Source organism: Thermodesulfobacteriota bacterium, assembly GCA_040757775.1.
In the GTDB taxonomy this organism is placed as follows: domain Bacteria; phylum Desulfobacterota; class UBA8473; order UBA8473; family UBA8473; genus UBA8473.
Genome location: JBFLWQ010000002.1, coordinates 167017 through 188919, shown reverse-complemented (window position 1 = coordinate 188919; position 21903 = coordinate 167017). Strand labels below are relative to the sequence as shown.

Annotated in this window: 25 protein-coding genes; 7 read left to right on the top strand and 18 right to left on the bottom strand. The window is 39.9% G+C overall.

Going from position 1 to position 21903, the window contains the following annotated elements:
• Window positions 1-119: 119 nt before the first annotated feature.
• The 7 genes from AB1401_02340 to AB1401_02310 all read right to left on the bottom strand — a co-directional run bounded on the left by AB1401_02340 (window position 120) and on the right by AB1401_02310 (window position 4847).
• On the bottom strand, window positions 120-440 hold the full coding sequence (locus tag AB1401_02340) for a hypothetical protein (GenBank protein MEW6614297.1): 321 nt from the start codon (window positions 438-440) through the stop codon (window positions 120-122).
• 374 nt (window positions 441-814) lie between these two features.
• Entirely contained in the window at window positions 815-1738 is a 924-nt protein-coding gene (locus AB1401_02335; protein MEW6614296.1) for an MBL fold metallo-hydrolase, read from the bottom strand.
• A 312-nt stretch (window positions 1739-2050) separates the two neighbouring features.
• Window positions 2051-2818: a hypothetical protein gene (locus tag AB1401_02330; protein MEW6614295.1), complete on the bottom strand. Its 768-nt coding sequence runs from the start codon at window positions 2816-2818 to the stop codon at window positions 2051-2053.
• 180 nt (window positions 2819-2998) lie between these two features.
• Window positions 2999-3430 (bottom strand): hypothetical protein, encoded by a 432-nt coding sequence (locus AB1401_02325; GenBank protein MEW6614294.1) that lies wholly within the window; start codon window positions 3428-3430, stop codon window positions 2999-3001.
• A 420-nt stretch (window positions 3431-3850) separates the two neighbouring features.
• Complete coding sequence (locus tag AB1401_02320; GenBank protein MEW6614293.1) at window positions 3851-4054, bottom strand: hypothetical protein; 204 nt, start codon at window positions 4052-4054, stop codon at window positions 3851-3853.
• A 55-nt stretch (window positions 4055-4109) separates the two neighbouring features.
• On the bottom strand, window positions 4110-4448 hold the full coding sequence (locus AB1401_02315) for a hypothetical protein (GenBank protein ID MEW6614292.1): 339 nt from the start codon (window positions 4446-4448) through the stop codon (window positions 4110-4112).
• A 12-nt stretch (window positions 4449-4460) separates the two neighbouring features.
• Window positions 4461-4847 (bottom strand): hypothetical protein, encoded by a 387-nt coding sequence (locus AB1401_02310; GenBank protein MEW6614291.1) that lies wholly within the window; start codon window positions 4845-4847, stop codon window positions 4461-4463.
• Window positions 4848-5253: 406 nt separating this feature from the next.
• Here AB1401_02310 and AB1401_02305 point away from each other — a divergent pair, with 406 nt between their 5' ends.
• From AB1401_02305 to AB1401_02290, 4 genes are all read left to right on the top strand, one after another.
• Window positions 5254-6030: an enoyl-CoA hydratase gene (locus AB1401_02305; GenBank protein MEW6614290.1), complete on the top strand. Its 777-nt coding sequence runs from the start codon at window positions 5254-5256 to the stop codon at window positions 6028-6030.
• 14 nt (window positions 6031-6044) lie between these two features.
• Window positions 6045-6419 (top strand): AMP-binding protein, encoded by a 375-nt coding sequence (locus AB1401_02300; GenBank protein MEW6614289.1) that lies wholly within the window; start codon window positions 6045-6047, stop codon window positions 6417-6419.
• Window positions 6420-6461: 42 nt separating this feature from the next.
• A complete protein-coding gene (locus AB1401_02295; protein MEW6614288.1) occupies window positions 6462-7745 on the top strand; it encodes an MFS transporter in 1284 nt (427 codons plus the stop codon).
• 122 nt (window positions 7746-7867) lie between these two features.
• Window positions 7868-9154: a hypothetical protein gene (locus tag AB1401_02290; protein ID MEW6614287.1), complete on the top strand. Its 1287-nt coding sequence runs from the start codon at window positions 7868-7870 to the stop codon at window positions 9152-9154.
• Window positions 9155-9190: 36 nt separating this feature from the next.
• On the opposite strand, the gene AB1401_02285 is transcribed toward AB1401_02290, so the two are convergent.
• Window positions 9191-9733 carry a hypothetical protein gene (locus tag AB1401_02285; GenBank protein ID MEW6614286.1) on the bottom strand — a complete coding sequence of 181 codons (543 nt, stop codon included), beginning with the start codon at window positions 9731-9733 and terminating at the stop codon, window positions 9191-9193.
• Here AB1401_02285 and AB1401_02280 point away from each other — a divergent pair.
• On the top strand, window positions 9636-10058 hold the full coding sequence (locus AB1401_02280) for a TlpA disulfide reductase family protein (protein ID MEW6614285.1): 423 nt from the start codon (window positions 9636-9638) through the stop codon (window positions 10056-10058). The genes AB1401_02285 and AB1401_02280 overlap by 98 nt on opposite strands.
• A gap of 26 nt (window positions 10059-10084) precedes the next feature.
• Here AB1401_02280 and AB1401_02275 read toward each other — a convergent pair whose 3' ends face one another.
• The 9 genes from AB1401_02275 to pheA form a co-directional block, all read right to left on the bottom strand.
• The gene (locus AB1401_02275; protein ID MEW6614284.1) at window positions 10085-11017 is read right to left on the bottom strand and encodes a Ppx/GppA phosphatase family protein; all 933 of its coding nucleotides are present in this window, start codon (window positions 11015-11017) and stop codon (window positions 10085-10087) included.
• A gap of 317 nt (window positions 11018-11334) precedes the next feature.
• Window positions 11335-11622 carry an integration host factor subunit beta gene (locus tag AB1401_02270; protein MEW6614283.1) on the bottom strand — a complete coding sequence of 96 codons (288 nt, stop codon included), beginning with the start codon at window positions 11620-11622 and terminating at the stop codon, window positions 11335-11337.
• A gap of 96 nt (window positions 11623-11718) precedes the next feature.
• A complete protein-coding gene (sppA, locus tag AB1401_02265) occupies window positions 11719-12606 on the bottom strand; it encodes a signal peptide peptidase SppA (GenBank protein MEW6614282.1) in 888 nt (295 codons plus the stop codon).
• 9 nt (window positions 12607-12615) lie between these two features.
• Window positions 12616-14382: a 30S ribosomal protein S1 gene (locus AB1401_02260; GenBank protein MEW6614281.1), complete on the bottom strand. Its 1767-nt coding sequence runs from the start codon at window positions 14380-14382 to the stop codon at window positions 12616-12618.
• Window positions 14383-14443: 61 nt separating this feature from the next.
• Complete coding sequence (gene cmk / locus AB1401_02255; GenBank protein MEW6614280.1) at window positions 14444-15118, bottom strand: (d)CMP kinase; 675 nt, start codon at window positions 15116-15118, stop codon at window positions 14444-14446.
• Window positions 15119-15158: 40 nt separating this feature from the next.
• The gene (gene aroA / locus AB1401_02250) at window positions 15159-16448 is read right to left on the bottom strand and encodes a 3-phosphoshikimate 1-carboxyvinyltransferase (protein ID MEW6614279.1); all 1290 of its coding nucleotides are present in this window, start codon (window positions 16446-16448) and stop codon (window positions 15159-15161) included.
• Window positions 16449-16490: 42 nt separating this feature from the next.
• Complete coding sequence (locus AB1401_02245) at window positions 16491-17366, bottom strand: prephenate dehydrogenase/arogenate dehydrogenase family protein (protein ID MEW6614278.1); 876 nt, start codon at window positions 17364-17366, stop codon at window positions 16491-16493.
• On the bottom strand, window positions 17363-18376 hold the full coding sequence (gene aroF, locus AB1401_02240; protein MEW6614277.1) for a 3-deoxy-7-phosphoheptulonate synthase: 1014 nt from the start codon (window positions 18374-18376) through the stop codon (window positions 17363-17365). Before aroF ends, AB1401_02245 begins: the two co-directional genes overlap by 4 nt.
• 18 nt (window positions 18377-18394) lie before the next feature.
• On the bottom strand, window positions 18395-19477 hold the full coding sequence (gene pheA, locus AB1401_02235; protein MEW6614276.1) for a prephenate dehydratase: 1083 nt from the start codon (window positions 19475-19477) through the stop codon (window positions 18395-18397).
• Between the two features lie 366 nt (window positions 19478-19843).
• Here pheA and AB1401_02230 point away from each other — a divergent pair, with 366 nt between their 5' ends.
• Window positions 19844-20119, top strand: a complete 276-nt coding sequence (locus AB1401_02230; protein MEW6614275.1) for an HU family DNA-binding protein — start codon at window positions 19844-19846, stop codon at window positions 20117-20119.
• A gap of 103 nt (window positions 20120-20222) precedes the next feature.
• On the top strand, window positions 20223-20873 hold the full coding sequence (gene nth / locus AB1401_02225) for an endonuclease III (GenBank protein ID MEW6614274.1): 651 nt from the start codon (window positions 20223-20225) through the stop codon (window positions 20871-20873).
• A gap of 143 nt (window positions 20874-21016) precedes the next feature.
• Here the strand turns inward: nth and htpX are convergent, their stop codons facing one another.
• Window positions 21017-21847, bottom strand: a complete 831-nt coding sequence (htpX, locus tag AB1401_02220) for a zinc metalloprotease HtpX (GenBank protein ID MEW6614273.1) — start codon at window positions 21845-21847, stop codon at window positions 21017-21019.
• Between the last annotated feature and the right edge of the window lie 56 nt (window positions 21848-21903).

Sequence of the window (21903 nt, the reverse complement as noted above, 5' to 3'; positions counted from 1 at the left end):
ATCTTCAGAGGTGCTTAAAAGTAGATGGGAATTGATTTAAACTTAATATAGCAAACTAATGGGGAAAGACAAGAAAAAATATATAGATTAGTTCCAAGGATGCCGCGGCATGAATCCATTCAGTAATCAAAACTGGCCACACCATCGGCTGTAACTACAATTATGGTCTTCTTGGCGTCGCGGATGACCATGGTGAAATCGCGGTATATCTTGCCATTGATGACCAACCCTGTCAACTTGTTGCCTTCAAAGAGAACCCGGCAATCCTTGTACTTTTCGACCACGCGTTTGACGAGTTCCAGCTTTTTCCCTGTCACCTTTTCTGCCCGTTCTATCATAATTCTCTTCTGGGCTTGCCCATACTCCTGTCCCCAGACTCCTGATCCTTCCAGGCATAGTGAAAATAGACCCAGTAAAATTATGACCCCCAACTTTTTCATCTTTTGTTCCTCGTTTGACTCTTTTTGTCTAAAGGAGTGAGAGGTTCGGTGTTATTTTATTGATGGAATTCCCAAATCTTTGCATATCTTCTTTGCCAAATTATCTTTTATCTCCGTGCGCCGGGCCACTGGTATCTCCTTGTATAAAGGCTAAACGCCTGCCATGCAGACAAGGTTTGACTTCATATCATTACAGTGATAGTACCATAAATCTGTCGTCTTATAAAGTAATTATTGGAGAAATCCAGGGTTTTTCTACAGGCTCAACGGCGCGGTTCATTTTCGTCCGCCTTCAGCCGCTGGTTAGGTTGATTTCATTAGGGGATCCCCCCCCAGTCAGGATTCACTAACAAAAACCTGCGAGGGATTTGTTTTCAGGGCTTCACAGTTGTAAATAACTTGCCATCTTTACGTTTTACAATATCGCGCCGTAGGAAATTGCTCATGACTTCATCATATTTTTGCTGATATCCACCATTGAAGAATAGATCAATAGTCTCCTTGAACCAATAGGTTTCCATCAGAAGGTCGAAAAACTTTTCTTCATCCATCTGCCTGTGCATAAGAAGGGTGTAGATAGTGATCTTCTTGAGGAGGGAGTCTCCGGTTTTTTCTTTGTGATTAATGTAGTCCCTAGCCTTTCTCTTGCTCTTGGATATGGCCTCTTTGAAATCTGCAAATGGCCTCCCGTGCCCGGGATACACGATTCCTACATCAAGCGATTCAAGTTTTTCGAGGGACTCCAAAAGATCAAAAAGACATGTACTGCCTTCTACTCGCATCGTAATCGTGGGTATTCTCTCTTGCCAAAGCGCGTCTCCAGAGATAAGAATTTTTGCTTTTCTATTGTAGAGGGCGATACCATCAGAGGCATGACCTGGTGTGTGGATGACCTGAAATTCGTGGGGCCCAATGGGGATTACTTCTTCGTCATATAATGCCTTGGTACAGTTGAAGAAATCAGCTTCCTGGCTGTAATACCTCCACCATGTGCCCCAGTCATCCTGTGTATCCATAAAATATTTCCCAACTTTGTGCAAGGCGATGTCACAACCAGATATGTCTTGAATAATTCTATTTCCTCCAATGTGGTCACAATGGGTATGGGTGCTTATGATTAACCGAGTCTGTGCGAGCTTGACGCCTATTTCCTTTATCAAGCGCTCTGTTATATCAAAATCAGCGACATAACCAGTGTCAATGAGAGCCGGTTGTTCTGATCGATAAACGAAGTGATTCGAATTCAGATATCCCCTTTCGATAAAAAACAGGTCTTTCATAATTTCAACTGCGTTCATATGTTTTGCTCTCAGTGTTTTACTCGTGTTTTATTAGCGGTGAGTTTTAGGGATCAAAAGTTTCGTTTTTAAATCTAACGAATTAATAAGTTGTGCCGCGCCTTTTGGCGTCAACTTCATTTTAGGATTGAGGTATTTTATCCATTATATCTGAATGTTATTGTTTTGAAATTCCGACTGCCATTTTTTTAATCTCTTGAAAAACGTTTATTCACAATTCAAGGTTTGACCCCACCAACCCCACTCCTCATAACAATGCTACCTCAAAAAGTGTCCTGTGGTACTCGTTCACTGCAATGACTTGTTATGAGTTCATTTTTGTTTCTCTTTCTCCTCTATTTCAGAAATCTTCTTATCAAGCACTGCATGGACACTCTGCATCTTCGTCATTATATCTGCTGTTATTATTGATTTATAATCGGCTTCACCATGTACAATCTGGTTTCTTATTTGCCGAAGGTGATCAATTTCAGAAGCTAAAGACTTGTCAAGCGTTTTGTCTCGCGCAAGAAAACTTGGAATCGGTCCGATATTGATTCGTTTTCCTTCTAGTCGGTCAGGATATGTTAACTCCGCTAAACGATACATCACTCGCTCAATCGAAACCCATGTAGCCATGAACTCACCGAGGAGTTCCGTTGCCGGTGTGGCATGTGGCACAAGTTCCTCGCCAAATAAGTTTTTGAACATGAGATTGGCGAGTTCCGCATAAATTTCGATTTTATCACGCTCAACCGTAAGACCGTTACCTTGGTGATAAAGTTCGTTACGCAAGCGATGGTACCACTCGATTGTGCCAAGATCAATCCCGTCGAGCTTATCAGGAGCATGTTTCTCTAGTCCATCGAGTAAAGCCGGGAAACTTTCTGCAATGTCATTATATTCTCTCCTAGTGATGGACAGCCCCGTGATTCTTTTGGGGAGACCCAGATAAGTCTTTACCATAAGTTCTACGGCATTATCGATGCTGATCATTGCGAGACGACGATTAGTATCCGTATCACGATTAAGTAGTGATAACCCATGCCGAAGTATTTCGCCGGGACCGGAAGCCCATGGAAGCTCTGATGCCTTTTTCATGTTTTCTTACTCACAGGGGATTTGGGGGGCGACCTTAAATTCGTAAATAACATTATTAAACAGTGTGGATATTTAATTATTTAAGGTCGTCCCTCTTTTCTCGTACAAACCGATTTGCACTCCTCATAATAATGCTACCTCAAAAAGTGTCCTGTGGCACTCGTTCACTCCAATGACTTGTTATGTTTCTTGGTTTTCTTTTGAATACTGCCATAATGCTTTATCCAATGTTCGCATATCAACATTATTGCGTCCTGCTATATCTCTACAGAACTCAACATATGGCCACCAAAACTTGTAACTATATTGAACTGGAACATCTAAACTCACAGACCATAATGCTCTAAAGTCTAATATTGGGTATGGATCACTATGGAATAGATGCAATATGACCGATGCAGTGGGCCAAGATACGCCATCAAGAATTGTTAATACTTCTATTTTTGCTCTTTCAGATGTTGTTGTGAATGATAACCTTGTAACTTCGTTTATATAGTCTTCATCATTCTTATACACATGATTTGCGCTTCTAGGAGCTTTCCAATGAGCTATCTTAAATAATTCTTTCTTTTCTATATATCTTTTAGATTGAATATTATCCTTTAGATTCATAATATCATCGTCCGCTATTCGATAATTATATCTATTCGATAATCCTATTAAGTTCTGTTCACTGAAGCGTAATTGCATTTATTCATCCTAAACATAACATAGAAGTGAGTTGCGGCCAATATGTCCTAAGAGACATGGCGTAACACTGAGTGAACGGATTAAATCCAACCATGCAGACATGTTGGCCGTCAACTCCAATGATTTGTTAGCACAAATCTTTTAAGGAGGCTATTATGCTAAAAATAAGTTTTGTTCTATGTCATAACAGTCAAGAATATCAGCAAGGCATAGACATGTCTGAATCGTATGATAATGGAACTCTCAAAGAAGAGGTATTTAAAGAACTATTCCATGCTATGTTTAATGCTATTCGTGTAAAGTTAAGAGAATTGAACGTTTTTATTGATACTCCATCTATGTTTAAGGAATCACATCCAAATTGTCCGTAAATGAATCGCATTTGCTGCATATTTGATTTCTTACATCAATAAGGGTTTCTGTAATTTCATGGGTAACCGGTTCGGTATCTTTTCTAGGCGGTATTGATGTTTTCATAATTGGATTAGTTATTTTGGGACAATGATGTGTTCCACCAAGTTTACAGTCATTAAATTTCTTTTCCATAGAAGCTCCTTTGCATGTTTTTTTAGGGACGGCTCGAATGATTGATTATGTCTTACTATTCAAGTATTCTTACGGCTATAGCCATCAAGGATTTTTTCGTACTCGATCCTTCGACAAGCCCGAATTGCTGGTTAAGAATGATTGCGTTTGCGCCTTTAGAAGCAGCTTCCTTTTGCATTGCTTCAATCAAATTTGTCCATTCATGAATCATACCTCCAGAGGAAGCAACCCAGCCAACTTCTACGTACTTCTTATCCTTGGGTGGCTCAGTCAAAACCTTGACTATTCCTTCATAAGGCGGGTATGCTTCTCCTGTCTGTGTGAATTTGCTAGTGACACATCCAGCCAAAAAAAGAACAACGAGAAGCGCAAACAATACATTGGTTCTCTTCATGATTACCTTCCTTTATTTTGGCGTGCTAAGTTTTTTAATATATTCATTGAGTTTACTAACTCCATCAATTTCGAGGTGTCTTTCGATGGTTTCAATTCGTTTATTAAGTTCATCAATAGCGGCATCTTGCATTGAATTTTTTTCAATAATATTCGCCAGTAAATCTAGGTTTTGTGATGAATAACTTTTTCTTGCCTTTAAGTGAAGTATTAAAACAACGACCAGCAGGATTATTGTTATGTATAGTGGCGTTGGTATATTTATGGTTTGAAGGAAGAAATTTAATGCTTTCTTTGATACGGCGAGAATACCAACTGAACTACTTAGAAGAAAAAGAACAATTAGAGTCGTTATTGTGGACTCAATATTTTCGAAGAGCTTTTTTATTCTTTTTATCAAGTATTGTTTCATGGGCATTATTTTGGTCTTTAGTGCTAACAATTAATATACATAATACTTAATTACCCTGCCGACAAACATAATTTTGACAAATTTTATATCTACTGCTAATAAAAGTCAAAGATTATTGTTGGAAAGCATGGAAAGCAAACGCAGAATCCGATCCTCAGAATAAATTCCCTGATTATCAGGAAACACGGCAGAAACTCCGGGAAGGGGTAACTCAAAAATCCTACCCACCTGTCTGCATGCAACGCACAGGCAGATGTTCGCTTCAAAGGGAATTTTTTCGTTTTTCAGTAATCTCCTAATAATTTATTGACAGAGAGATATTGAGGCTGTTATATGGTTGTTATTCATAATAGCCAAATAACTGGGGCGCTGAAAAAAGGGAAGGGAGATACAGGTGGAAGATAAAACCATTATTTTGGAGAAGAGAGAGGGGGTTTTAAAGATAACTTTGAATCGTCCCCATGTGTTAAATGCTCTTAGTATGGAAATGGTTGAAGGGCTTAGAAGGGTGTTTGAGGAAGCCGGAAATGATGATGACGTTAAGGCTCTGATTATCACCGGGGCAGGGGATGCATTTTCATCGGGGGCGGATTTATCTGATGTGCAGGCAAATTGTGCCTTTGTAAAGGAGGGTTGTCCCAGGGCACAGAGGTTGGTTATGAGTATAATAACCCTGGAAAAACCGGTTATTGCCGCGGTTAATGGATACGCCACAGCCGGTGGCTGTGAACTTGCTATAGCCTGTGATATGAGAATAGCATCAGAAAATGCAAAATTTGGTGAACTGTTTATAAAGATCGGACTGATTCCCGGTATGGTGGGGATATATCTTTTACCCAGGTTAATCGGTCTTGCCAGAGCAAAAGAGTTTATATTTACCGGAGACATAATTGATGCAAAAGAGGCAGAGAGGATTGGTCTGGTAAACCGCGTGGTTGCCGCGGACAAGCTGGAATATGAGGCAATGGAATTGGCAAGAAGGTTGACAAAGGGGGCAGTTAAGGCTATTGGCAAGGCAAAATCCGCAATAAACAGGGGGTTGGATTCAGATCTGACAGGAACGTTGGACCATATGGCTATGGTTCAGACTGGATTGTGTGATACCGAAGATCATGCAGAAGGGGTAAATGCCTTCATGGAGAAGCGGGAACCGCAGTTTAAGGGTAGGTAGGGGGTAACATCAGATTGGTTCTGGGGGACTTGCTGGCTAGAAATATTCGAAAATTTCCACAGAAAACTGCTGTAGTTTGTATAGATAGTCATATTAAATTCAGCTTCAAAGAGTTGAATGAAAGAATCAATTCGCTGGTAAATGCATTGTTCCAGATGGGGATGAGGAAAGGGGAAAGGATAGCAATCCTGGAACATAACTGTCACAGACATATAGAGGTTTTCTTTGCAGCGGCAAAGAGCGGGATGATTGTTGTTCCACTGAATTTCAGATTAACAGGAAAAGAACTGTCTTTCCTTTTGAATGATTCTAAAGTCAGTATGTTGATAGTTGGAAAGGAGTTTCTTGAAACGGCAAATTCCATCCGATCCAGATGTAAAAGGTCTTAAAAATATTGTAGATATTGAAGAGAGATTTGAGAAAAATTTTTTATGAAAAAACGAAATAAACCTGTATTTTTCTATGGTTGGATAATAGTAGCAGCCTCCTTTATGGCAGCCATGTCTTATGGGCTTTTTTACACTTTTGGTGTATTCTTTAAATCGTTGCAAGCAGAGTTTGGCTGGAGCAGGGCACTGACTGCATCTGTTTCTTCAGTACATTTGGTGGTCTATGGCATATCCGGTATCATAATAGGTAGAGTGACTGATACATATGGTCCAAGGTTAGCCTTAGCCATTGGAGCATTTCTTATAGGCGCAGGATTGATGCTTTCCAGTCAGATCAGGAATATTTGGCATTTATATATCTTTTATGGTTTCGTAGCCTCCTTAGGTGCAGGGATTGTCTATTCTCTCCCATCTGCTACAGTGCAGAGATGGTTCGCAGAAAAAAGAGGGCTGGTGTTGGGTATCGCCATGTCGGGAGTTGGTTTTGGGACCATGATTTTGGCACCTCTTACGGAGTATTTTATCTGGTCCTACGGTTGGAGAATGGCTTACATAATATTAGGTGGTGCATCTATGTTTCTCCTTATGGCTTTTGCCATGATAATGGTTTCCAGTCCAGAAAAGATTGGGTTAAAACCATATGGGTTTAATAACGAAAAGGGACATGATTTCTCTTTTCAAAGAGTTAAATATGCAGATAACAGTGGAGGCACTGTCAGTAAAGAAGGATTGCGGATCTGGACTACCAGAGATGCAATAAAGACATGGACCTTTTGGGTAATATATCTTGTCCACTTTTTTGCTATTCTCCCCTTATTTTTGATAATGGTTCATATAGTGCCTTTTGCCACAGATGTAGGGATTCCAAAGGTAATTGCAGCCAGTGCCCTAGGACTTATAGGTGGGTTCAGTATCTTAGGCCGGATAGTAATGGGTAGTTTTTCAGATAGGATAGGGTGGAAGTATGGGCTTATTATATGTATAGGCTTTTGTGGGATTATGGTCCTCTGGCTTATTTTTGTTAAAAGCGCATGGGCACTCTATGTGTTTGTAGCATTATTTGGTTTCTTTTATGGGGGCAAGGTGCCTATACTGCCTGGGTTAGTAGGTTCTCTTTTTGGGACACATTCTCTGGCAGAGATAATAGGGATAATAGCAACGAGTGCCGGTATTGGTGGAATGATAGGTCCTGTACTGGGAGGGTATCTTTACGATATTATGGGAAATTATACTTTAGCCTTTTTACTGGCTTTTGGGTCTTACGCAGTTTCAATAGCGTTTTCTTTGGTGCTAAAACAACCGGATAAACCTTTGGCAAACTCTTGACGTTTTTTTAGGTTGTATAGTAATAGAACCATAAAGCCTATATAAATAAATAAAGAATGTAATTTTTTGTGGAATTGGGATAACGGCAATACTTTAAAGACTATATGAGGAGGTATTAATAAATGCTGGAAAAGGAAATGTACTGGGACCCGGAAACAGAGACGATGTCAAGGGATAAGCTTCTGGAATATCAATGGAGTAACCTATTGCCCCAGTTACGATACGCATATAATAATGCCCTGTATTATCGGAGAAGTTTCGAAGATGCCGGGGTTAGGATAGATGATATGAGGACAGTTGAAGAATATTATGAAAGAGTCCCTTTTTTGTCGAAAATCCAGATAATTGAAAATCAGAAAGCTCATCCCCCTTTTGGCGATCTGCTTGCTGTTAACCCTGAAGATCTTTCCAGAATATATATAGCTCCTGGACCGATAGCGTTGCCTTTTACAAAAGAAGAATATGATATGTTAACATCGATGGTAGCCAAGGGTTTTTACATATGTGGAGCTCGGAAAAAAGACATAGTGAATTTAGCTGCTAACTTTCACTGGGTCATTGCCGGAACTGCTCTTGATGAGGCATTCAGAAAGATCGGTTGTGCGGTTCTGCCAGGGGGGCCTGGAATGTCTAAAATGCATGTAGAGATGATGAGGTTAACCGGGACCACAGTTTTGATGGGATTTACGATGTTTGTATTAAAATTGGGAGAAACGGCAAAGGAGATGGGAATTGATCCCAGCAAGGAACTATCATTGAGACTGCTTATTGTACTGGGAGATGTAAGGACCGAAGATACAAAAGGTAGACTGGAAGAGACGTTTGGAGCCGAGGTCAGAGAGGCTTATGGAACTGCTGACCTTGGGCTGATAGCAGCCGAGTGTCCTGAGGGCGGCGGTATGCATCTGTATGAGGAAATCCTTGTAGAAGTTATCGATCCTAAGACGGGCAGGCATGTTCCTTTTGGTGAGGGTGGCGAAGTTGTGGCTTCCGATATATACAGAAGGGCTATGCCAATAATCAGGTATCGTACAGGTGATATAACAGAAGGGTTGAATTTAGAGCCTTGTCCTTGTGGAAGATCAACCCCCAGGTTAAAGCGAATTTTAGGAAGGACCAGTGATATAGCAAAAGTGAAGGGGATGTTTATTAACCCCTCCGAGGTAGAAAGCGTGATAAAGAGGCATACAGAGTTGGGCAGGTTTCAGATTATCGTAGATAGACCAAGACTGGAGGACGAATTAACTATAAAGGTGGAGTTCAATAAACTAGTGGATAAGGGGAAGATAGAGGGATTTTTAACCAATGAATTAAAAGAGGTTATACGTCTTAAGTCCAATGTAGTACTGATAGAAGAAGGGACTATACCTCAAGATGCGGGGGTTCTGGATGACAGGAGAAAAGTTTGATTATAATGATGGGAGGAATGAAGAAATACTTTAAGGTTATTGAGGAGTTTGTCCATCAATTGTAGTTGTTGAATTTTTGACAACAGTTAATATATGTGGTATTAATACTGCAAACACTATCTCAATGTAATTATATAGGAGCGATTCAATGAAAAGGCTTTTACTTTTTTTGCTGTTATTGTCTGTGCCTGCCTTTATTTCAACAGGCTGCAAAAAGGATGAAGAGTCTAAAGCACCGGTTTCTACTTCTGCACCTGTAAGAACTGCACCAGCCCCTGAAAGAAAACCAGCTGAAACTCCATTACCATCTTCTGTGCAGAAAAAAGAAAAAGCACCTTCTGCGTTACTCCCAAAACAGAAAACAGCAGAACCTTCAACTGCTCTAACAGCCCCTGAAAAGAGAATCACCAAACTAACAGTTCCTGCGCCGGAATCTATGAAGGTTCCACCTGTTCCTAAAAAACCAGCTGAAACATCTGTCATTCCATCAGAGGATATTACAGCGCCTTCTGAAATAGTCAGTACTGATATAAAGAAACTGGATCTCAAAAAATATAAAGGCAGAGTTTTACTGCTCATGTTCTTTGCTACGTGGTGTGGTCCGTGTCGAGAAATTACCCCGGAAGTACGGAACCTTTATACCAATTATAAACAAAAAGGTTTAAACATTATAGCAGTGTCCGTAGATTCTGTCCCATCTGGAATACCAGCGGTAAACTCATATGTGCAAAAAAATTCCATCAAATATCCAGTATTTGTAGACGATGGCAGCCTCAGTAAGCAGTATGGAATAGTTGGCATTCCTGCGTTTATCCTTATAGGGAAAGATGGTGTTATGAAGACAAAACGGCTGGGGGCACAAGCAGTAAATGATATAGCCGAAGATATTAAAGCACTGCTATAGGGATATCGGAGGCAACACGAAATAAATTAAAAAAGGTCTCCCCTTTTTCTATAGTTGTCTATAATTATTCCTTCCAGTAACCCATAGTCGCTAACTGTTATTTCGTTAAAATTGAGGGTTTCCATAATACTCAGGAGAACAATGGTGCCAGCCAAAATTATATCCTCTCTTCCTCTTTCCAAGCCTGGATTTAAGCATCGTTCAACTCTATTAAGACTCTTTAGTCTGTTGTAAATGCTCTTTACCGCTTCTCTGGTCAAAGTGTATTTGTTTATTTTCTCTGGGTCATAGGTACTCATTTCTTGGTCAATTGCTGCCAGTGTGGTGATTGTCCCAGCAGTGCCCAATAAAGAAGAAAAAGAAAGTCCTGCCAATGGCAGGGAGGATAGTCTTTTAGCAACAAACTCTCTTAAGTTTTCAAGTTCCAGGTGAGGTGGTGGGTCAGAGTGGATAAATCTTTCAGTTAAATACACTGCTCCAAGGTTTAAACTGTGAGTCGTTATAAGGATTTTGCCTTCAATGGTGATAAATTCCGTGCTTCCTCCTCCAATATCTATGACTAAGGTTCTACCGATAATTTCGCTTATAATCGATAGAACACCTGCTAATGTCATGCTGGCCTCTTCCCTTTCTGAGACGACCTGTACCTCCAAACCGGTACTTCGATAAACCTCCATTAGAAATTCATCTTTATTGGCAGCTTCTCTCACGGCACTGGTAGCCACTGCGAGGGTTTTCTTTGCCCGGTATTTATTTACCAGGTTTAAATACTCCTCTAAGACTTTGATACTTCTCTTGGTCGCTTTAAAGGATATTTCCTTTTTTTTAATAAAGCCTTCTCCCAGTCTGGTTATATCCCTCTTTGATACTATCCTTTTTAGTTTTTTTCTCTCACCTATATCAGCGATTAAAAGGCGAATTGTATTGGTACCAATATCAATAGAGGCAACTATTGTCATTAATTTATTCCTGATTCAAAATTTAGTGCATTTATATAGAACTACATAGTTAGTTCGTCCTGGAAAATTCCCTACTCTAATCTGTCTTCTCGTGAAAACGGGAATCCAGTTGTATAGTTCTCTGGATTCCGGTGCCTGCCCCTTACTTGATACGGGTTTTGCCGGAATGACGAATGAATCCTACTCTCTTAAGTTGGCGCCTATGGGGTGAGAGGGGATTTTCATTCTCCTTTGTGTTGCCATGCGACATGAATGTTTCATTTTTCGGGGTGGACTAATTACTCACAAGGAGTGTGCAGGAAGGAAAAGAGACAAAATTAACTTATCTGATAGTCTACCTTTTTTTTAAGTTCTTTACCAGGTTTAAAAAATATAGTCTTTTTTTCAGGGATGTTCACAATAATCCCGGTCTTGGGATTTCTTCCATTCCTGGCGTTTCTTTCCTTTACTTTAAAACTTCCAAACCCACGGATTTCGATTCGTTCGCCCTTTTTTAGTGAATCAATCATGCTATCAAACATAATATCGACTATTATTTTGACATCTTTCTTGGTGATGCTAGTGAGGTTTTCAGATATTTTTTCAACTAGTTTACTCTTTGTCATAGAAATTTCCTTTCATGAAGTTACATTATACGTTTTTTAAACCATGGAAAGGTGACTTTGTGGCTGCTGAATACTGTCTGTTTGCAAATTAAATAGTTATAATCTATTGGGGACAAACAGGTAATTAAACTGGCAACTTTTGTTTTCTAGATAATTAATGAAATCTGTGGCCATTCGTTGGAATAAAAAATCGAGTATCGAGAATCTATCCTTGGGGGGATAAATTACATTTGGTTCACCCTTGATACCCGCAATTTCAGCTGCCATTGAGATAGCGTCTTGTAGGTTACCGAGAGTATCAACTAAACCTAATGCCTTAGCCTGTTCTCCCGAAAATATCCTTCCATCTGCAATCTTAGCCACATCTTCTCTTTTTAACTTTCTACCTTCCACTACTGCTTCAATAAATTGACTATGAACACTATCAACAACCCCACGGAGTATAATTTTTTCTTGATCTGTTATCCCTCTGAAAGGAGACATAACGTCCTTGTACTCACCACTCTTGATTATTACGCTTTTGAACCCAATTTTTTTCATGAGTTCTTCTATATTACCGAACTCAATGATTACGCCGATACTTCCGGTTATAGTTCCGGGGTTTGCTATTATTTTATCAGCAGCGCAGGCTATATAATAACCACCTGAGGCTGCCAGAGACCCCATAGAGACTAATACCTTTTTTTTCTCCCTGATCTTTTTTACCTCTTCATAGATTTCCTGAGTTGGCCCAACAGCACCTCCTGGAGAGTCAATTCTCAACACGATTGCTTTGACACTTTTATCCTTTTTAAACCTTAAAAGTTGCTCTATAATAGTTGTTGAATCCTTAATTATTCCTTTAGTATTTACCACTGCAACCTTATCACCCATGGCTAGAGTGGTATCCCCTCCAGTATATGTGATAGCAAATACAGCGATGAAGAAGACAACTAGAAGTATTCCTGCTATTATAATACCTAGTAAAACTGGATGCCTTTTCATCTCTTAACCTCACGTTCTATTTTTTTGCTCGAGTTCTTCTCTAATTAGTTCTCCCAAATTGGAGGTAGCAGATTCTTGGTTAGTTAAAAATTTCTGAAAATCAGCTTTTTCTGACATTTTGTGGAGCTCTTTAATGCTCAGCCCGATCTTTTTTTCCTTCTCTGCGATATTGATAATGAGAGCAGATATCGCTTCTCCAACTTTAGTAAAATCTGCAGGTTTTTCCACCTTTTCTTTACTAATTTCAGAGACATGAATTAAACCTTCAATCCCTTCTTCTATTTCAACAAATATACCAAAATCCGTGATATTGGTAACAATCCCTGACACTACATTGCCCGGTTTATACTTTTTTAGTAGCGTATCCCATGGATCAGGTTCAAGCTGTTTGATACCCAGGGAAAACCTTTCATTTTCTTGGTCTACATTTAGGACGACCGCCTCCACGCTTTGACCTTTGTGATATAACTCCGAAGGGTTCTTTATTTTCTGTTTCCAGGAAATATCTGATATGTGAACCAATCCATCAATCCCTTCCTCTATCCCTACGAATAGACCAAAGTCAGTCACATTTTTGACGATACCTTTAATCTTTGTGCCTAAGGGGTATTTCTCTTTAACTATAGCCCAGGGGTTTGGTTCTATTTGTTTTATACCCAAAGAAATTCTCTTTCTGGCCGTATCAATATCCAGAACTACAGCATCTATTTCGTCACCTATGGCAACAACTTTCGATGGATGTCTTATCTTTCGGGTCCAGGACATTTCAGAAATATGTACTAACCCCTCAATCCCTTCTTCCAGCCTGACAAAAGCACCATAATCTGCCAGACTGACTACTTTTCCCTTAACCCTTGAACCTATTGGGTACTTTTCATCTGCGTTGGTCCAGGGGGCGGGCGTGATTTGTTTTAACCCTAAGGAGACCCTTTCATTTTCTCTGTCAAACTTTATAACTTTAGCCTTTAGTTTGTCTCCTATTGAACATAAATCCTGAGGGTGGATTATCTTACCCCAGGACAGATCTGTGATATGCAGCAGACCATCAATTCCTCCTAAGTCTATAAAGACACCATAGTCGGTAATATTTTTTACGGTACCTTCAATTATTTGCCCCTCTTCCAGAGTTTCCAGGGTTCTTTTTCTCAAAATCTCTCTTTCTTTTTCCATGATAGCTCTTCTGGACAGAACGATATTACCCTGTTTTTTGTTGAATTTTAATATCTTAAATTTAAACCTTTTACCAATGGATTCTTCAAAATTTCTAACAGGGCGAAGATCCACCTGTGAGCCAGGCAAAAATGCATTAACACCAATATCTACAGCAAATCCTCCTTTTACCCTGGAAATGATTTCCCCCTCTATAACGTTATCTTCATCATAAATTCTGCTAATTTCATCCCATACTTTCAACTTGTCTGCCTTATTTTTTGATAAAACCACAGATCCATTTTTGTCTTCTCTTCGCTCAAGTAAAACGTCTACCTCATCACCGATATTTACAGTTATCTCTCCCTGTTCATTTAAGAATTCTTTAGTCGGAACCTGTCCTTCAGACTTGTAACCCACATCTACCATAATATTATTTTCAGTTATCTGAATAACCTTTCCCCTTACCACTTCCCCTTCTTGCAACTTGTTTAAACTCTTTTCATAGAGTTGCTCAAAATTTTCATCAAGATCAGAACTCTTGTTTTTTGAAGCAGTACCTGGGTCTGCATCCTTTCTCTCAGGGATAGAATCTTTATCTTGAACTACATCAGTTTCATTTTCCATTAAAAGGTTATCCTCCTAAATTATTTTTTCTAACAGCTTTGATGGCTTAGTAAAAAGTCCATCAATTTTTAATTCCTCTAATAATCTCCAACAACTTCTCTACAACTTCTTCAATAGTGCTGTCGGTAGAATCAATAGTAATAGAATCAATGGCAGGTTTTAACGGGGCATATTTCCTCGAACTGTCGTTGCGGTCTCTTTGGATTATTTCCCTGGTAACCCTATCCAAGCTGACTTTTTCTCCATTTGCTATTAATTCTCTGTATCTCCTCTTCCCCCTTTCTTCTGATAAAGCATCAAGATAGAATTTAATATCAGCATCAGGAAAAACTATTGTTCCAATATCTCTTCCCTCTATAATGACTCCCCCATCTTCCCCCATCTTTCTCTGTAACCTTAATAATGCATCCCTTACAACCTTTTTAGCAGAAACGCTTGATGCCAGCATACTCACACTGGAAGACCTTATTGCCTCAGTAACGTCCTTACCATTTAGCAGTACCCTTGGAGAGCCATTTCCCATACTAAATGAAATATCAATCTCTAAGCACATTTGTAAAAGCCTGTCTTCTTCATCAATGCTAATATTTTTTTCAAGGGTACTCAATGCTACTGCCCGATACATAGCTCCGGTATCGATATAGAGATAGTTCAACCTTTTTGCTAAAATTTTGCTTACTGTACTTTTTCCTGCGCCTGATGGTCCATCAATGGCGATGATAAGTCCCTTTTTCATATTTACCAACATCCTGGCCAAGCAATTGTCTAACGTTAACTTACTGAATAAGAGAAAATAATTTATCTTTAAAATCAGGGAACGATATTCCAATACAGGAAGTATCTTCTACAACAGTCTTACCTGATGCCATGAGACCGGCAATTATCAGTGACATGGCAATGCGATGATCCCCGAAACTCTGGCAGTCACATCCTCTTAAGCTATCTTTGCCTGATATCCTCATACCATCATCGAATTCCTCTACCTCTACTCCAAATTTCTTTAATTCAGAGGCAACAGCCTTGATTCTATCTGTTTCTTTAACCCTTAATTCTTTGGCATCTTTGATGACTGTGTCGCCCTCTGCTACTGATGCTGCAACAGACAGGATAGGGAGTTCGTCTATTGTTTTTGGTATGAGGTCTCCTTCAATTTTAGTTCCTTCAAGCTGACTGGTTTTAACCAGTATATCTGCTACAGGTTCTCCCCATGTTTCATATTCATTTAATAATTGAATGTTTCCCCCCATTTTTTTCAATACTTCTAAAATCCCGGTACGACTTGGATTTACCCCAACCCGCTTTAAAAAAAGTTCCGAATTTGGTATGACTAATGCCGCTACTATAAAAAAAGCAGCCGAAGAGATATCCCCTGGAATCTCAATCTCCTTTCCTTCCATATTTGATCCATTGGATATGCTGACTGAATTGCCCTCCCTTTTTAGATTGGCGCCGAAGAAACTGAGCATGCGCTCAGTGTGATCCCTAGATAGGGACGGTTCGGTTACTTTTGTGACTCCACCAGCATAAAGACCGGCTAAAAGAATAGCTGACTTAACCTGGGCACTGGCAATAGGAGAGGCATAGTCAATAGAATTTAGCTTTGTTCCATTAATACCCAGTGGGGCAAAGTTTCCGTTTTCCCTTCCCAAAATTTTAGCCCCCATTGAACTAAGAGGTTCGACAAGCCTCTTCATGGGCCTCTTGCGGAGGTATCTGTCCCCAGTAATTACAGAGAAAAATCTTTGTCCACTTAAAAGACCCGTTAGAAGTCGGACAGTGGTTCCAGAATTGCCAGCGTCTATAACATCTTCAGGTTCGGTCAGACCGGATAGCCCCCTACCATTTATTATCAGTTGGTCTCCTTTTGGCTCATCCACTTCAATGCCCATCATTCGAAAGGCATTCAGGGTTCTAAGATTATCGTCACCTCTCGAGAGTCCTATAATTCTGGTTTTGCCTTTTGCCAGAGAACCAATAATGACAGCCCTATGAGATATAGATTTATCTCCAGGTACAGTTACTTCTCCTTTTAACCCTCCTTTTCTTTCAACGACCGTCTTTTCCAACGTTACCTTCTGACTTCTGTCTTATGACTCCTGAATACTGGTTTATTTAATAGATCTCCTCACTTCTCTTGATCTTTGAAATTCTGATACCAGCTTTTCAGAATCCCCTTCTGCAATGGCCTTCTTTATTTCCTCCAGTGACGATTGAAAATGAGTTATACCATTCAGCACATTTTCTTTGTTCATTAAGAAGATGTCTTTCCACATTATAGGATGACTGGCTGCAATCCGTGTAAAATCTTTAAGTCCCCCGGCGGAATATGATAATATATCCTCTTTGAGATACTTGATATTGATTATAGCGTTTATCAGGGAAAACGCAACAACATGTGGCAAGTGGCTGACTATAGCGAAGATATTGTCGTGTTTTGTCATATCCATTGAAATGACTTTACAACCGACCTTTTCCCACATAGTTTTAATTTTTTCAAAGGCGACTCTGTTTGTTTTGGGAGTAGGGGTAAGTACACATTTGTGCCCGATAAATAAGTAAGGATCTATGGCTTCAATTCCAGAATTCTCTGTTCCTGCAATGGGATGACCGCCAACGAAATATATCTTATCATTATCGGTAATAAGTCTCTCTACACCCTTTACTATTTCTTCCTTTATGCTGCCTACATCCGTAATTATGCACCCATCTGGTATATAGAGGACTACTTTCTTGATTATCTCAACAATTGCTCCGGGAGGTGTAGCCACTACCACTAAATCCGCATCAGAAACACCTTCAGCAGTGTTGGTAGTATAACTATCAATGACACCAAGATCAATGCCCTTTTCCAGATTTTTTTCGTTCCTGCCTATACCAACCACTTTTTTGAAGAGGTTTTCTCCCCTGGCGGCATTTGCTAATGAACCTCCAATTAACCCCAATCCGACAATTGCAACCTTCTCAAAGAGGTATGCCACTCTCACAAACTCCTTCCTATAGTATTGGCTATGTTTCGCAAATCATTCATCAGGCTGTTGAAATTATCGGGTTTCAAGGATTGAGGTCCATCAGAAAGGGCATCCTGCGGGGAAGGGTGTACCTCAATCATTAATCCATCTGCTCCGGCTGCGATGGCAGCTCTGGATACTGGTCCAACCAGATTCCATTTGCCAACGGCATGGCTTGGGTCTACAATTATGGGGAGATGGCTAAGCTCCTTAATTATTGGAATAGCACTTATATCAAGGGTATTCCGTGTAGCTGTTTCAAATGTTCTAATCCCCCTCTCACACAGTATTATCTGCTCATTTCCCTGGGATGCAATGTATTCTGCAGACATCAAAAGCTCAAGTATAGTAGCACTGAAACCTCTTTTAAGGATAATAGGTTTTTTGATGGCGCCAACCTCCTTCAACAGACGGAAATTCTGCATATTTCTGGTACCAATTTGAATTATGTCAGCATATTTACAGACCATGTCAATATCTCTGGGGTCCATCAATTCAGTGACTATCATCAAGCCTGTTTTTTCCCTTGCTTCTGCAAGATACCTCAACCCTTCTTCACCCAATCCCTGAAAGCTGTAAGGCGAAGTCCTGGGTTTAAAAGCACCTCCACGCAGGAAGTTTACCCCTGTTGCTTTGACAGATTGAGCCACATCCAGAAGCATCTCTCTGCCTTCTACTGAACAGGGCCCGGCAATAACCTGTATTTTGTTGCCGCCAATCTCAACTCCATTGGAGTTTATTATTGTATTGTCTTTTTTGAAGTCTCTGCTAATCAGCTTGTAAGGCTTTAATATTGGTACTATCTTTTCGACACCGGGAAGTGACTCTAATGATTGGCTATGAAGTATGGCATCCTCTCCAATAGCACCAATAATGGTACGTTCTTTTCCCTTCGAAATATGGACAGCCAAACCCAGATCTTCTATCTTTTTTATGACGCGATTAAGATCATCTTCAGTACAGGTTGGTTTTAATACTACAATCATACTATTTCCTTCCAGGTTCTATTTTTTTTTGCTCTTAGGGTATGATCCCAATACCTTTAGAAATAAAGAATTTTTATCCAATTCATCCAGAGCATTTTTTACATTTTCATTAGAGATGTGCCCCTCCATATCCAAAAAGAATATATATTCCCATGCCTTTTTTTTGAGAGGTCTTGACTCAATCTTTGTCAGATTGATATTATTTTTGGCAAAGGGTTCTAGCATCCGGTGTAAAGCCCCAACTTCGTCTTTGACAGAAAACATAATGGATGTTTTATCATTGCCGCTCTTCTCAGGTTCCTTTTTGCCGATTACGAGGAATCTGGTAAAATTATTGATGTTATCCTCAATCTTTCTTCTTACTATGTTCAGGCCGTAAAGAGTAGCGGCAAACTCACTGGCAATAGCAGCAACTGATGGATCATCGGATGCATTCTGAGCAGCCAAAGCGGTACTTGCTACATCGAGTATAGGTATATTTGGCAGGTTATTTTCGAGCCAGTTACGGCATTGAGCAATGGCATGAGGGTGAGAATATACCTTCTCGATATTTTCCATCTTGCCTGTTTTCGACAGAAGATGATGAGATATCTCTAATAAAATCTCTGCGCATATCTTCAGGCTATAGTCAACAAACATATCAAGGGTATTGCTGACCACTCCTTCAGTTGAGTTCTCTATTGGTACAACTCCAAAATTGACTCTATCTCGTTCTACTTCGTCAAATATTTCAGGGATATTGCTTTTCTGTATAAAATCTGCTGACAGGCCGAAGTGATAAATAGATGCCAGGTGAGTAAAAGTGGCTTTAGGCCCCAGGTATGCAATTTTAATGGGTTGCTCAAGGGAGAGGGAAGCAGAGATTATCTCTCTAAAGACAGTCTTTATGGCTTCGTTTGTAAAAGGGCCTTTATTTATCTTTGTTAATCTCTCATATATTTTGAGTTCTCTTTCTGGTGCATAAAAATCCATATCGTTTTTGGCTTTAGTTTTAGCAATATTAATTGCTAATTCAGCCCTTTTATTGAGTAATTTGAGTATTCCTGTATCAATCTGGTCGATCTTGTCACGTGAAATATCTAATTCACTCCGTTTACTCACATTTTAATCCTCCTCCCCAAAGATGTTTATTAATTTGCGCTGGAAAATTTCAAAATGAACTTTGCAAAATTGCTTATGCCTAACTGTTTTTTTGCATTTTTTATAAAAAGTTATTCTAACTTAAATACATAGAAATTGCAAACCTTTTTTTGGCATAGAAAAGTGAAAGATTCTATATTACTCTAAAAAGATTATTTATTATGTTTTACCTTTTTATGATCCAAAAAATAAAAACCTCTTGACTTTGAATCTATTACTTATTATAAAATTACTGTATCCATGCAAGGAAAGGGTCTATGCATGAAGGATTTGAGAGAGTGATAATAAGGGACTTTTTCTGGGAAACTTTTCTTGAGGGGAGATTCCATGAATAAATCTGATCTGGCAAAGCAATTGAGTATTAAAGCCAATATTACCAAGAAAAAATCAAATGAAATTGTTGATATAATTTTTGGTAGTCTAACTGATGCCCTAATAAATAACGACAGAATTGAAATTCGTGGATTTGGCAGTTTTGTGATTAGAGAGTATAAACCGTATATCGGCAGGAACCCTAGAACTGGACGTAACATTGAAGTCCAGGCAAAAAGATTGCCCTTTTTAAAGGTTGGTAAGGATTTAAAAGAGAAGATAAGCAGTTGAAAGAGCTAGCTTCTTAATCCTTCAAGTCTTCTAATCCCTCCACTTTTTCACGTCATGATTGCTAAGAGTCAAGAAAAGTCACATTTCTTAACGAATCTTAAAGATGGAAGAAGATAATATTTACCAAATAATAGGGATACTTCGAAAGAAAATAGCAAATTGGAAGTCCCCTGTTACAAACATGGTAGCCGAGACATCAAAGGATCCCTTTAAGGTATTAATTTCCTGCATACTCAGTACGAGAACCCAGGATGGAACTACAATTCAGGCATCAAAGAGGCTCTTTGGGATAGCGGACACTCCGGAGAAGATGCTTAAATTGGAGGAGTGGAATCTGGAAGAGGTTATATATCCGGTGGGTTTTTATCGAAATAAGGCAAAAAATATCCTTTCAACATGTAAAAAACTGGTAGAGGAATATAATTCTCATGTTCCCGATGAGATTGATGAACTCCTGAAACTACCAGGGGTGGGCAGAAAGACAGCCAACCTTGTAGTCACTAAAGGGTATGGAAAACCTGGCATATGTGTTGATACCCATGTCCATCGAATTTGTAACCGTTTAGGTTATGTAAATACAAAAAATCCACATGCCACAGAATTTGCCCTCAGGGCAAAGCTCCCCAAAGAGTTTTGGATAGAAATTAATGACCTTTTGGTATCCCTGGGACAAATAATTTGTCGTCCTATCTCTCCAAAATGCACTGAATGTCCTATAGAGAATCTTTGTGATAAAATTATGATGGCTTCGTAAAAAGTCCATCTGCGGCGTTCCGCTGCATCCTCAGTCATTGCAGCGTACAGGTAAAGTACGCCTCATTCCTTCGGATTTGCGCGCTTGCATCTGGAGCTTTTTACTGTGCCGTCTAATTTTTGACTTTCACGACTTCATCATTATTACATCTTCTCCAGGCGTTCTATCCGTTTCTCTATTGGCGGGTGGGTACTGAAAAGGCTCAATATCCCAACACCCCGCAACGGATTAACTATAAACATATGAGCAGTAGCAGGATTGGTCTCCATTGGGAGCCTTTTTACCCCCTGTTCAAGCTTTTTTAATGCTTGGGAAAGATAGCGGGGATTCCCACTTATCCTTGCCCCTCCCTCATCGGCCATGAATTCTCTAGACCGAGAAATGGCCATCTGTATTAACATGGCGGCAATGGGGGCAACTATTATCATGGCAAGGCCAGCGATAGGGTTCCCTCCCTCATCGTCGTTCCCCCTTCCAAAGATCATGGCCCACTGGGCCATATGAGCCAACATGGTGATGGCGCCAGCGATGGTGGCAGCTATGGTTCCGATTAAGATATCTCTGTGTCTTATGTGAGATAACTCGTGGGCCAGAACCCCGGATAGTTCCTCCTTGCTTAAAATTTTCAAGATACCCTGGGTTACTGCCACTGCTGCATGTTGGGGGTTTCTACCGGTAGCAAATGCGTTGGGGGTATCGTTGGGGATGATATAAACCTTGGGCATAGGCATTCCTGCCTTCTGTCTCAATTCCTCTACCAGGCGGTATAGCTCCGGTGCATCCGCTGGAGATATCTCCTGAGCCCGATACATCCTTAAAACTATCCTATCGCTAAACCAGTAGGTTCCTAAGTTCATAGCGCAGGCTATTATGAATGTGAAGAACATGCCACCTCTTCCTCCAAAGATACCGCCCACCCAGATCAGTAGTAAAGTTAAACCTACCATTAAACCTACTGTCTTAACGCTATTCATAATCGCTTTCCTCCTTAAGTTGTAGGATTTGAAGCTGGCTCATCTCAGCCAAGCCA